The sequence below is a fragment of the Paenibacillus yanchengensis genome (assembly GCF_042684845.1).
Taxonomy (GTDB): Bacteria; Bacillota; Bacilli; order Paenibacillales; family Paenibacillaceae; genus Pristimantibacillus; species Pristimantibacillus yanchengensis.
Genome location: NZ_JBHUMH010000011.1, coordinates 20,575 through 32,938, shown reverse-complemented (window position 1 = coordinate 32,938; position 12,364 = coordinate 20,575). Strand labels below are relative to the sequence as shown.

12 protein-coding genes are annotated in these 12,364 nt (G+C 39.6%); 8 read left to right on the top strand and 4 right to left on the bottom strand.

Features of this window, described 5'->3' with window-relative positions:
• The first annotated feature begins 12 nt into the window (after positions 1-12).
• The gene (locus ACFSTH_RS03285) at positions 13-936 is read left to right on the top strand and encodes a BadF/BadG/BcrA/BcrD ATPase family protein (protein ID WP_377769624.1); all 924 of its coding nucleotides are present in this window, start codon (positions 13-15) and stop codon (positions 934-936) included.
• 30 nt (positions 937-966) lie between these two features.
• Here ACFSTH_RS03285 and ACFSTH_RS03280 read toward each other — a convergent pair whose 3' ends face one another.
• Complete coding sequence (locus ACFSTH_RS03280; RefSeq protein ID WP_377769625.1) at positions 967-1,449, bottom strand: hypothetical protein; 483 nt, start codon at positions 1,447-1,449, stop codon at positions 967-969.
• A gap of 604 nt (positions 1,450-2,053) precedes the next feature.
• Between ACFSTH_RS03280 and ACFSTH_RS03275 the strand changes: the two genes are divergently transcribed.
• On the top strand, positions 2,054-2,521 hold the full coding sequence (locus tag ACFSTH_RS03275; protein ID WP_377769626.1) for a MarR family winged helix-turn-helix transcriptional regulator: 468 nt from the start codon (positions 2,054-2,056) through the stop codon (positions 2,519-2,521).
• Positions 2,490-3,128 carry a nitroreductase family protein gene (locus ACFSTH_RS03270; protein ID WP_377769627.1) on the top strand — a complete coding sequence of 213 codons (639 nt, stop codon included), beginning with the start codon at positions 2,490-2,492 and terminating at the stop codon, positions 3,126-3,128. Before ACFSTH_RS03275 ends, ACFSTH_RS03270 begins: the two co-directional genes overlap by 32 nt.
• Positions 3,129-3,328: 200 nt before the next feature.
• Here the strand turns inward: ACFSTH_RS03270 and ACFSTH_RS03265 are convergent, their stop codons facing one another.
• Positions 3,329-3,871: a phosphoribosyltransferase family protein gene (locus ACFSTH_RS03265; RefSeq protein ID WP_377769628.1), complete on the bottom strand. Its 543-nt coding sequence runs from the start codon at positions 3,869-3,871 to the stop codon at positions 3,329-3,331.
• 15 nt (positions 3,872-3,886) lie between these two features.
• Positions 3,887-4,963 carry an NCS2 family permease gene (locus ACFSTH_RS03260; protein WP_377769629.1) on the bottom strand — a complete coding sequence of 359 codons (1,077 nt, stop codon included), beginning with the start codon at positions 4,961-4,963 and terminating at the stop codon, positions 3,887-3,889.
• A gap of 303 nt (positions 4,964-5,266) precedes the next feature.
• On the opposite strand from ACFSTH_RS03260, the gene fucO reads away from it, so the two are divergent.
• From fucO to ACFSTH_RS03235, 5 genes are all read left to right on the top strand, one after another.
• Positions 5,267-6,415, top strand: coding sequence for a lactaldehyde reductase (gene fucO / locus ACFSTH_RS03255; RefSeq protein WP_377769630.1), 1,149 nt, complete (start codon positions 5,267-5,269; stop codon positions 6,413-6,415).
• 875 nt (positions 6,416-7,290) lie between these two features.
• On the top strand, positions 7,291-7,482 hold the full coding sequence (locus tag ACFSTH_RS03250) for a hypothetical protein (protein ID WP_377769631.1): 192 nt from the start codon (positions 7,291-7,293) through the stop codon (positions 7,480-7,482).
• A gap of 23 nt (positions 7,483-7,505) precedes the next feature.
• Positions 7,506-8,384: an ABC transporter ATP-binding protein gene (locus tag ACFSTH_RS03245; protein WP_377769632.1), complete on the top strand. Its 879-nt coding sequence runs from the start codon at positions 7,506-7,508 to the stop codon at positions 8,382-8,384.
• Positions 8,377-10,488: an ABC transporter permease/M1 family aminopeptidase gene (locus ACFSTH_RS03240; protein ID WP_377769634.1), complete on the top strand. Its 2,112-nt coding sequence runs from the start codon at positions 8,377-8,379 to the stop codon at positions 10,486-10,488. The genes ACFSTH_RS03245 and ACFSTH_RS03240 overlap by 8 nt, the downstream gene beginning before the upstream one ends.
• Positions 10,489-10,503: 15 nt before the next feature.
• Entirely contained in the window at positions 10,504-11,142 is a 639-nt protein-coding gene (locus ACFSTH_RS03235) for a hypothetical protein (RefSeq protein ID WP_377793598.1), read from the top strand.
• Between the two features lie 218 nt (positions 11,143-11,360).
• Here ACFSTH_RS03235 and ACFSTH_RS03230 read toward each other — a convergent pair whose 3' ends face one another.
• Positions 11,361-12,323 carry an arsenic resistance protein gene (locus tag ACFSTH_RS03230; protein WP_377769636.1) on the bottom strand — a complete coding sequence of 321 codons (963 nt, stop codon included), beginning with the start codon at positions 12,321-12,323 and terminating at the stop codon, positions 11,361-11,363.
• Positions 12,324-12,364: the final 41 nt, after the last annotated feature.

Sequence of the window (12,364 nt, the reverse complement as noted above, 5' to 3'; positions counted from 1 at the left end):
GAGTGTTAAGTGATGGCATATATCGTAGGAATAGATGGTGGCGGTACGAAGACAGCGGTCACCGTTGCTCGTCATAACAAGCAAATAGTCGCTACTTTTGTAAGCGATCCAATCAATTACAACGGTGGAGACCGAGATACGATAACAGGCTCTTTTGCTACGATATTCCATCATATTGTTGATATCTGCGGCTCGTTAGATGCTGTAGATTATATTTGTATTGGCGCAGCAGGATTGAGTAATCCGGAGGTGAAAGGGTGGCTGCAACAGCATGTCATCGATAATAATTATACTGGTCCACTAACGATTATTGGCGATCAAGAAGTAGCTTTATATGGTGCGCATAATAACACGCAAGGCATCATATTGATTGCTGGCACTGGTTCGATTTGTTTTGGTGTGAATGAAAATGGCGAGCAGCATCGGTCGGGAGGATTCGGGCATCTCATCGATGACGAAGGAAGCGGGTACAGTATTGGTCGAAGTTTATTATCCATTGTTGTTCAAGTAGCAGATAGCAGACTCACCGATACAATTATTCCCGAGATGGTATATGAGCAATTAGGTGTACGCACTGTGCAAGATATAATTGGTTTTGTCTATCACCCGAATACGACGAAAAAAGATATTGCTAAACTAGCTCCGATTATGACGAAAGCATGTGAGGCGGGTGATAAACAAGCATTGGTGCTTGCCGACTACAGTGCTCAGCAGTTGTACAAATTAGTTGTACCAGTGATAGAACGGTTAAATATGGCTGATCATCCGATTGCTATTGCGGGTAGTGTATTATTACAGTCCCAATTTGTACGGCAAGCTTTGGAACAGCAATTATTAAAAACGTATCCAAACGTGAAATTAATAGAGCCGATCAAAGATGCAGCTTATGGTGCGGTATTGATGGGTGTGCGCGCATTAAGAAAACAGCAAGTATAGTTGGCATTTGGTATAGTGCAAAAAAGTTTGTTAAGTCATCTTTCTAAATAATTTCCATTTTCTCCACAAGTATAGAATCACTGCTAAAACGATTACAACAATACCAATTTGAATCCAAGTTAAATAGAAAAATCCATTCGTATGATGGTTATATTCCAACTTATATTCAGGGAACGAACTAGCTGAAGCTTGTTCATTTGGCAAAGATGAAAAATGGAGAATAACACGAGTGTAGTCGTCCAGCGTCGTCAGTTGCTCGCCTTCAACTGTAAAACTTTGCAAAGAAGTCATAATAGGCACTAACTCTTTAAAAAATTGCCAACTGTCATTTGCAGTTGGCTTTGTGTACATTGCTCCGTTTAGTGGATCAATTGGGTTTAAAAAATCACCAACTGTCGTTATAAATGCGTCCTGATTGCCTACTTTCATCGGAGTTATAAAAGAATAATCGATAATGGTATCGTATATTGCTTCGGTTCCATCAGTAACATCTGCTTTTTTGAAAGTATACACCGTAATATTTATCTTATCATTTATGTTCTCATGCACACTTTTTTTTGTGTTTTTAACTGTAACGAAATTTGCATGAAATTCAGAGTGGACAAATACGCTATTACTAATATTAGTACGTATATATTCCGATAGAATGGGATCTAAATTGTCCATTTCAGCAGTGGAATCATTCGACTTTAAATTGTTTTCGATGGAAGAGGCGTAAGTCAAACTGGTCGTTAGATTTGTGAGTAGAAATAAGAAACATAGGAAGAAGCGCATTTTGATTTTACTGTTTAATAATAAACATTTATCATATCTGTTCATAATTAACAGTCCTTTCAAAGTATTTTTGATGGGGAAACCTATCGACTATTCATTTACATTTTAGCATAAAAATAAGTATTTATATGCAACACATAGACGATTTAACCGGCAATTTCTGTATTCATAATATAATCCGATTCGTTTAGAACCAATTATTTAGGTTGGTGATGATTTTAATGGAGCACGTACCGCAATAGTTGACAAATGTTTTGTTTCCCGATACTATGAATAAGTCATTACTTGATACGTCAATGATTGATATATCAATTAGTAGTGAATCAACATAAGGAGACTAAAAATGAACAGTTCCGAAGAGAGCACTATTATCGATCGACTTCAATCGCTTTATATCCAGTTAAATGCTAAATTTGGAAGTTGTACTGGTATTAGTCCGTCTAGATTTAGGTTGTTACAGACATTACATGATGTGGATGAAATCAATCAAACCAGTTTACAAAAAGAATTAAAGATAGATGGGGCAGCCATTACACGACACTTGAAACAAATGGAAGCAGATCGTATTATAGTGCGTCGAAAATGTCCGAAAGACAATCGGGTTACATTAGTAAAGCTTACAGATGATGGGAGACAAAAAATCATCACTTATCGTGAAGAAAAAATTCGTTTCCTTACCCAAATGCTCGATGGTTTTAGTCCGGAAGAACAAACCTTGCTTTCAAGTATGATTGAAAGAATGCAAGGAAATATAAAAAATATTATAGGAGAGATGGAAGATGCAACAAACAACAATTCAAAACAATTTTAATGAAATTATAACAGGAAGACGTTCTATACGGAATTACGACCCGACTGTAAAAATTAGTAAAGAAGAAATGACACAAATATTACAAGAGGCAACGTTAGCTCCTTCATCTGTAAATTTACAACCGTGGCGTTTTCTCGTAATTGAAAGTGCAGAAGGAAAAGCTAAACTTGCGCCGCTAGCTAAATTTAACCAAGTGCAGGTAGAAACTTCTGCTGCCGTAATTGCTATTCTCGGAGATTTGCAAAGTGTCGACAATGCTGAAGAAATCTATGGCAAAGCAGTGGAGCTAGGGTATATGAGCGATGAGATTAGAGAGAGACAACTAACAGCCATTACGAATTATTATGCTCACATCTCGCCTGAGCTGAACAAAGACACCGTACTTATCGATGGCGGTCTAGTTGCGATGCAACTAATGTTAGTCGCTCGCGCCCATGGTTATGACACTAACCCTATCGGCGGATTTGAAAAGGACCAGATCGTTGCAGCTTTCGGCTTAGACGCTACTCGGTATGTGCCTGTCATGCTTGTTTCTATAGGAAAAGCAGTAGAAGCAGGTTACACATCCGTTCGTTTGCCTGTTGATAAAGTAGCGTTTTGGAAGTAACATCATATAACTTTTTGAAATTTCATTCTATCAAACAGATAACTGGAGTAATTCATGTTTTCTAATATGCTATGATTTGGCTGGTTTGAGTTCGATACTTTATTGAACTTACACCAGCTAATTTTTGCTTTTAAACGAATAAAAGTAGCACATCCTATCAGAAATAGTTTGTGCTACTACAAGTATGTGACTGGTATGTTTTATTCGTGTGGGAATAAAGGCAGAGCCCCTAGGAAGATGATGTCGTCACGCTGTGCAGCATCACCTTCTGCGAGAATGGCTGCTCGTGCAACTACTTCACCGCCAGCTTTTGCTACAAGTTGTTCCAATGCAAGCAAGGATTCTCCTGTACTGATGACATCATCGACGACAGCAACCCGTTTGCCGCGAAGAAGCTCTGCATCGGACTTTTCTAGGATGAGTTCTTGTTCTTTTTGTGTCGTAATGGAGTTGACCTTGTAGGAGATTGTTTCTCCCATATAGGCTTTGACACTTTTTCTAGCTACGACGTAACGTTGCATTCCAAGCTGCTTGGACAATTCGTATACGAAAGGAATACCTTTTGCCTCTGCTGTTACTAGCATATCGATAGGAGGCAGTTTTTCTACCATATCTTTTGCTGTCTGGATAACCAGTTCTGTATCGCCAAGAATGACGAAGCTCGCAATACTCAAAGAATCTGATATCGGAATAATGGGAAGTTCTCTGGTAAGATTTCCGATTTGTAATGTGTATGTTTTCATGAATACTCTCCTTCTCTACATGCCAATCCAATTCATCAATGTTTCTACAATAACACCTGCTAGCATACCGAAGAATGGATCAGTAAGAGCAGTTACAACCATCGTTACGGCACCAACAACGCCCGATCCGGCACCTTCACCTGTTAGTGCAGCAGCAGCGTTCCCAGGCAATGTAACCATTACGCCCAAAATCATAAGAAAACCAGCGATGGATGAGCTTGGAACGAATTTGCCGATTTTCGGCAATGTTTTCGTAATCAAGATGATCGCCATAATAACCATCATAAGTACCCCAGACCATACGGCATGCGGAGCACTCGCTGTTGCCGAAATAACAACCTCTACAGGCGCGCCACCGAACAATACGGAAGCAATGTCAGCTAAGCTACTAATAATGGACAGTGTGTCCACATTGACGGGTTGACCAGCAATACCTTCGTTAATCCGACCGAATGCGATGTTAGCACCAATATTCAAGCATGTGATGGCAAGTGCGCCACGCAGTACAGCCATATTGAAGGTTGGTTTGAGGAAATTTAGTTTTTCTTCAGGATATTTGTTAGTACTTTTTGTATCACCAGATCGTTTTTTCATAATATTGTAAACAATACTAGAAAGAATTACCGAGATAGTAATCGTATAAACGAGATCTTTGGTGAACAGATACGTAAGTAAAGCACTACCAATGGAGGTGGCGCCGATAATGCGATCTTCCTTTGCCATATCAAAAGCAACTTTGGCAAGCATAATACCTACCCCAGCCATCATACCACTTGTAATCGCAGGTCCAATCCAATCAATAATGAGTTCGAGCATGCCAAATAAACCGATGACGGTGAGGATGATGGCTCCGAAGAAAATCGCCGATAGACGTTCGCGCATCGTTTTTGCCATCGTACCTGCTAGTGTAATTGTTTCTGCTTGATACGAAACGACTGCAACGTTGTTAGTCGCTGCGTTTCCAATTGCTCCGACGATAAAGGCAAAAGCTGTAGGCACAGAAGCGAAACCAAATGCAAGCGCCAAAAGACCTTGCGGCAATCCGTTAAGTACTACACCGAGAGCAGCAAGAATGTCTTGAATAATATCCATTGTAGTTTATTTCCTTTCCCCGACTAGTCATAATTTTTTCTCAACTATAAGAAAGTATCATAATAACAAGGAATATTCAATAACAATTCTTTTTCCATATCTGTAGCGTAGGCGAATTAGCTATCGGTAGGCTTGGAAATATATACGGATCTTTTATTGATTCGTTCTAGTTTGTGCATTTTATCCAGTAAAGTGAGGAAACGCATGGTGTAGAAATAAGCTTGAAATATAATAAAAGTAATAGCGTCGTCTCTTGCAATGAAGAAGCAGGACTTGACAAAATAAAAGTAGAGGTGAAGTTTTATGGCAAATCGATTTGTTTTAAATGAAACTTCTTATCATGGTTCAGGTGCAATTTCGCATATTGTTCCAGAAATAATAGGCAGAGGCTTTCAAAAAGTGTTTGTGTGTGCTGACGCAGAATTAATTGCATTAGGTATTGTGGCTAAAGTAACCGATTTACTGGATGCTGAAGAAGTACCTTATACAGTATTTTCTGATATTAAAGCAAACCCGACTATTCAAAATGTGCAGGCAGGAGTTGCCGCTTTCAAAGAAAGCGATGCGGATGTAATTGTTGCCATTGGCGGTGGCTCTGTTATTGATGCAGCAAAGGCAATTGGCATTATTATTACAAACCCAGCGTTTGCTGATGTACGTTCTTTGGAGGGGGTTGCCTCTACAAAGAACAAATGTGTACCGATTATTGCTGTTGCTACAACAGCGGGTACGGCGGCAGAAGTGACGATTAATTATGTTATTACAGATGTGGAAAAAAACAGAAAAATGGTGTGTGTAGATGTACATGACATTCCTGTTGTTGCTATTGTTGACCCTGATATGATGGCAAGTATGCCCAAAGGTTTGACCGCCGCAACGGGGATGGATGCCTTGACCCATGCCATTGAAGGCTACATTACACGCGGTGCTTGGAAAATGAGTGATATGCTCCATCTGGAAGCTATTGCTCTAATTGCAACACATTTGCGTGGTGCGGTTGCAAACACTGCCGAAGGGCGTGAAGGTATGGCGCTTGGGCAGTATATTGCCGGCATGGGATTTTCCAATGTGGGGCTTGGCATTGTGCATTCCATGGCGCACCCTTTGGGTGCACTATATGACACACCTCACGGTGTGGCGAATGCTATTCTGCTGCCAACCGTTATGGAATATAATGCTCCTGCTACAGGCGAGAAATATCGTGACATTGCCAAGGCAATGGGCGTGATCAATACCGAAGCAATGACAATTGAAGATGCCCGAAACGCTGCCATTTCTGCTGTAAAACAGCTAAGTGGAGATGTAGGCATTCCTACAGACCTGAAAGATATTGTGAAAAAAGAAGATGTAGATTTCCTGGCGCAGTCTGCTTATGATGATGCTTGCCGCCCTGGTAACCCGAAAGATACAAGCGTAGACGATATTCGAGAACTATATATTTCATTACTGTAAAATCGAGGTCACTTAAAAAGTCCATAACCTATAAACAGGATAACTGTCCTCATTTTTTCGAGGAAAGGTATCCTGTTTTCCAGTTTGAGGGGTAGATGAATATTGTATGTAATGCTTATGGAGTGCATTAAATGTTTCGTTTTTGGTTGCCACTGGTATGACGGCACGGAATAACACTGCTCGTAGGCGTGACCGCCCTCGTTTGCTAATCCCAGTCATGCCTTTACGCTTCCGGAGCTGTTTTCTTTTAAGTTCAGACCGGCTAGTCGAATGTTTTGTTGTCTGTGGTCATAATGTTCAGATCGCCAACCTCGGATAGAAAGCCTACTACAGTGATGGCTTCAACCCTTGGTATCTTAGCATCTGTTTTGTTCCTGGGATGTCGCTGAGTATATGCATGACCTGATTCATCATCTCTTCGAGTTGTTTACAGAGTAGATCATACTGATCTAACAGCATATTTAGTTCCATTCGAGTAGCCCTTGCACTCTCTGTTTATCCGATTGAATCTACAGCGGCCTTACATTAAGCTTTTGTTCGTTTGTTCCCTACTCCACGTTTGACCTCCGTCTTTCAGTGCTTTATTTCACCGTTTCTGTCTTATTAGCCAGTCTTTGTTTTGATAACAAATTGAGGAATTGATAGGGCGAATTCAATTACTAGCGAGATTATTTACAAATAATATTATTAATCGACAAAATATTTCAATATTCGCTATATACAACCTATATTTTACACTATATAGTCGTAGGTATAAACAATGGAAATACATAGTGGGATTTTTTTGGGAAATTATGGTCTCGAAATATCGCAGGCAACCTCTAAAGTGGGTGATAAGTTGAAGTTATCGACTAATAAAAATGTGATTACAATGTATGAGGAAAACTTCCATTATTATCTCTCATCGTTTAGGAATAACCAGATATGCAGATAAAATTTTGGTATTGAAAGATGGAAACTTGGTAGAGGCGGGATCACACGATGAATTGATCTCTATCAACGGTGAATACAAAAAGATGTACCATGCTCAGGCACAATGGTATCAGAATGACACAGTTCAGATGTAATAAATAAGATAGGGAATGATTCTATGCGAATAACAGTTCAATCATTGTCAAAAAGATATCATTCAGGTGTTAAGGCGCTTAATGATATTGATCTGGAAATTTCGAAGGGTATGTTCGGGTTGTTGGGCCCTAATGGGGCAGGAAAAACGACGTTTATGCAAATCATAACCACGATTCTTCCGGCGTCTTCCGGCATTGTATTATATGATCAACTTCAATTGGGCAAGGATGATCATGAAATTCGAAGAAGAATCGGATATCTCCCGCAGTATTTTGGATTATATAAAAATCTTAGCGGTGAAGAGTTTCTAGATTACATTGCCATAATCAAAGGGCTAAAGAATCACGAACATAGAAAAAAGCATATTCAAGATCTTTTGGAATTGGTGAATCTCAATGACAAGAAAAAAGATAAAATAAAGACCTATTCAGGCGGGATGAAACAGAGAATCGGCATAGCACAGGCACTTGTTGGAAATCCTGAAGTTGTTATCGTTGATGAACCAACTGCCGGGCTAGATCCGGAAGAACGTGTGCGTTTCCGAAATTTACTTTCTGAATTCAGCGATGATCGTATTGTGCTACTATCAACACATATTGTTGCAGATATTGAGCACAGCTGCTCGAGTTTTGCCGTTATGGATGCAGGAAAAGTAAAGTTTTATGGTGATTCGGAACAATTGATAGAAAAGTACCGTCGAAAAATATGGACAGGGCAATTATCGGAGGATGAATGGAATATGCTTCCCGACCGGCAATCAGTTATTTCGCGAAAAAAAGTTAAAAATGGATATGAAGTTCGCTTATTTGCAGAAAATAGGTTACCCCAGTTTGATGTAGTCTCCGAACCAACTTTAGAGGATGCCTATATGGCCCTTATGGGGAGTAAATCCAATGCATAGTTGGCAGGGTTACATTCTTTTGGAATGGAGATTATTGGTTCGAAGCCGTATGACACAAGTGCTGTTCATACTCACTATTCTGTATGCTTATGTGATTCATAACGCGGTTAGCTGGACAGCCAATTTCGTTTATTTTTTAGCTCAGTTTTCTTTTCTATTTTTGGGGCCTATCTCTATCATTGCTTTGTTATTTGGTATACATGTGACTAGAAGCGATAAACTGGAAGGGGTAGATGCCATTTTGGGCAGTCTTCCTATTAGAGCCTATCAACAGTATTTAACTAAGTACTTTTTTGCTGCTCTTCCCTTTCTTATGGTTTCCTTCGTTCCGGCCTTTTTGTACGTATGGCATGTTAGCCGCAATTCGTTAATTTATCGTCCATGGGACTTCCTATTTTTATTGTCAAATGCAATTCCTTTTTTATATGTAATAAGTATCGGCTTTTTTCTAGGAACTCTTATCAAGGGAAAGGTTTGTTATTTTGTTGGTATATGTTTTTGGTTCATTCATTTCTATGGAGGATTATTGTTTCTCGAGCCGCTGTTACCATCGAAGTTCAGTTTGCTTCCCAATTTTTTGCTGTTTGATTTCCAAACCATGGGTTTTTTCGACTTTTTGTTTGGATTCAACTCGAATGACAGCACGTTCTGGCTTCATCGGTTATTTTATACAGCGGCAGCAATCAGTTTTGTCCTTTTTATGATTCACATATTAGTTAAGAGACGGAAAGAGCAGGGAAAATGGTTATGGATCGCATTCAGTATGATCATAACATTAGTCGGCATTTCTGCGGCAACTACCCACGTAGCCGTCAGGGCAGATAGAGAAACTGCATACCATTCTATGTTGGATAGAGAAAAGGATATATTCTTAAATGATCTGCAAAGCAAGTCTGCAGATGTGGAAAGTTATATCTTGAATGTGAATGTGCAAGAACGGGGGCTCCTGCAATTTGAAGCAAAGATGGCTGTACCGTTCACTACGACGACCTTCCCTGAAAATATAATGACGTTCACTTTAAACCAAGCATTAAACATCGAGAAGGTGATGGTCTCTGGAGAAGAATATTCTTTCCAAAGACGAGGAGAAATCTTAGAAATCAACCTTATGCAGGTGCAGGCAACAGCGGACTATTTAGACATAGAAGTTATTTATTCTGGGCATGTAAATGATTATCGAAAACATTATTATAGAGGCATTCATAATTCCAATCGAAATATATTCCCATTCTATGTTGCAAACAAAAATCAGATGAATCTTCCATCATACTGGGGCTGGTACCCGCTTTTGGGAGACGTAAAGTTGAAAAACTTTGAACTCGTCAACGGCAAGATGGTCGTATATGACAACATGCCCTTACATGGAAACGCAGACTTTCAAATCAGAATCAATTACCCCCAATCCATGCCTCTTTATAGCAATTTGGATTTGAAGCAGCAGAAGAGTTTGGGGGATTCTAGATTAGAAGCCGTATTCATAGGAGAAAATGTGGAGGGTAGTACGCTTCTAGGGGGAGCTATTCAACAGATCACTCGAGAAAAGGATCATTTAGGCGTGCGGATCTTAGTGAACGAACTTGTTAATGAAGCATATGCTGGCAAGATTGCAGATTTATTTCTTGCTGCAAAGATTTTAATGAATCTTCTAGATGAAGGCATCTTGGATTCGGCAACAACGACAACGATTATTCCGATCGATCAAATGAAAGCTTCAAGGCCCATCTACAATGCCGGTTATCTTCCCGTAAATACCTACTTGATTGACGGATTGTTTACGGATTCCGAAGCGGTCATGAAGACCCTAGAAAGTCTAGATGTATATTATCAGTACCTTCCCAAAGGAGTCAATGAGAATGTCAAGGAGATATTCTACGCGACGTGCGCGGCTTATATTTTTCGAAGCAATTTTAATAAACCTTTCGATTTCTCGGTTCTTAACCACGATGGGGAGAGCAGGAAGGAAGTCGTCACCAGAATTCAAAACGATATCAACCAACTTCCTGATGATAAAATCTTAGAGAGAATTATAAAAATGTGGACAATGTTACCAGATTCCGGTAACATTGAGGCGGATTTTCTTGCGATTTTATCGAATGAAGATTAAGGGGGATGTAAAACGTTGCTCTTTCTAACTCGATGGCGGCTTCTACTTAAAATTATAAATTCCGGACTGTTGTGGTCAGCTATCTTCATTGCTATCGTTCTTACAATACTGGTGTCCATAGTGAATCATCCGGTTATAATTCTTGGAATATATGAGATCGGCTTTACGTTGGTCGCTATTTTGATCTTCTCGCAGCTTATCCTCGTTGAGGTGGAAGAAGGGATTTTAAAATGGTTAATGGCTTTGCCTCTCAATAAGTGGACGTTTCTCCTTCAACGGTGGTTAGCAGCTGTCATCCTTTTGCTTGGACTGTTCACATCATCGATTGCAGTGGTTCATGGGCAATTAGGAGAACTTTCAATGAAACAGCTATATTTTGAAGCCTTGGCTCCTTCATTTTTCTTGGGCAACGTTGCGATCGTTTCTACACTGATTGGTCGAAGTGCATCAGCAGGTTTGGGAATACCTTTGTTCTATGTGGCATTTGAAACTTTATCCAGGGGGTCCATTTCGAAGGCATTTTTTCTTTTCAACACCACTATTTCAATTAATGCTGTAGATCAAGTTTTGAATCGCCAGATGATTTGGATTTCTTCATTTGTTATTCTTGGTATATGCGGAATATTGTTGATGAGACCAGGGCTTAGACGTTGATAGGAAGGCTGAGCCTATTTGTCTTATGGTAGTGACCTCTAATATTAGTATGTTTGGGGTGCATCACCACTATATAAATTATACCTTGAAAGTAGTATAGTTCGATGCAAAACTAGTAAAAAAACTAGTTATTAATAATATGCGAGTGGTATATTCAAGTCCTGCTTCATCAATGATTTATTCCATGTAATCCTCAAAGCGCAATAAACAGTTGCTCATCAACCGTTTATTGCGCTTTTTCGTTTCGTACGAAGTAACAGCTGGCTAATAAAAGTAAGGACAGGCAGTTCAATGAGTGGTCCAACGACTAGTGCGAGGGCAATCAACGGTTGGTCGGGAAAGACTGTCACTGCGATGGCCAGTGCGACGGGCGAATTTCTCGCAATAATCGTTAATTCCAAACTGACAGTATCCGCATAGCTGAAATGTAACCATTTTCCGATCAGATGACCAACGAAATAGTTAATAGCAAAGAACAGGAGTACCGGCATAATTAGTGTGTATATAATCGATAAATTATCAAGTAAAATAGCACCTTGGGAAGCAAACATACAAGCGATAGCTAAAGACAGAAAGAGCGTTTGTCCCGCTGCAAAAAACGGAATAACACGTTTGTTAAGAGCAGTCTCATGTTTACGAGATAAAAAACGGGTACCGTGTGCCAGAACAAAAGGAATGACTAGTACAAGTATTATACTTTCGAGTAAAGTAGCCATTGGTATAGGCTCTATTGTCCCAGTAAACAATAGCAAGTAGAGAGGCAATAGTATGACTTGTAACAGTAAATTGACGGGTAAAATCGCTGTCGATAAAGCAACGTTTCCTTTTGCAATACTGGTAAACATCAAGTACCAATCCGTACACGGCGTAACCATCAGCATAATAAATCCTATCCATAGCGCCGGTTGATCAGTGAGAAAGATTGCTCCTAAACCGAAAGCAAGTAGTGGTGTCCATATAAAGTTAATAACTATGCTAGCACACAAAAAACGAATGTTGAAAAAAGCTGCTTTCATTTGTTGCAGTGGAATGGTAAGAAATAATCCATACAACATCAGGAATAGAAAAGGAATAATTAAATCTTCCGCAAAAGAAGACAACAGCGGCGATTGTCCCAATAACAAGCCTACGCCAATCGCCAACATAATTATTAACGTTTGCATTTTTTCCAATAGTGCCATCAATGACCTCGCATTATATAGTAATTAACTTTTATATTTTA

Coding starts and splice junctions, on each gene's coding strand:
- ACFSTH_RS03285 (WP_377769624.1), top strand. CDS start 13: ATGGCATATATCGTAGGAATAGATGGTGGCGGTACGAAGACAGCGGTC.
- ACFSTH_RS03275 (WP_377769626.1), top strand. CDS start 2,054: ATGAACAGTTCCGAAGAGAGCACTATTATCGATCGACTTCAATCGCTT.
- ACFSTH_RS03270 (WP_377769627.1), top strand. CDS start 2,490: ATGCAACAAACAACAATTCAAAACAATTTTAATGAAATTATAACAGGA.
- ACFSTH_RS03265 (WP_377769628.1), bottom strand. CDS start 3,871: ATGAAAACATACACATTACAAATCGGAAATCTTACCAGAGAACTTCCC.
- ACFSTH_RS03260 (WP_377769629.1), bottom strand. CDS start 4,963: ATGGATATTATTCAAGACATTCTTGCTGCTCTCGGTGTAGTACTTAAC.
- fucO (WP_377769630.1), top strand. CDS start 5,267: ATGGCAAATCGATTTGTTTTAAATGAAACTTCTTATCATGGTTCAGGT.
- ACFSTH_RS03250 (WP_377769631.1), top strand. CDS start 7,291: ATGAGGAAAACTTCCATTATTATCTCTCATCGTTTAGGAATAACCAGA.
- ACFSTH_RS03245 (WP_377769632.1), top strand. CDS start 7,506: ATGCGAATAACAGTTCAATCATTGTCAAAAAGATATCATTCAGGTGTT.
- ACFSTH_RS03240 (WP_377769634.1), top strand. CDS start 8,377: ATGCATAGTTGGCAGGGTTACATTCTTTTGGAATGGAGATTATTGGTT.
- ACFSTH_RS03230 (WP_377769636.1), bottom strand. CDS start 12,323: ATGGCACTATTGGAAAAAATGCAAACGTTAATAATTATGTTGGCGATT.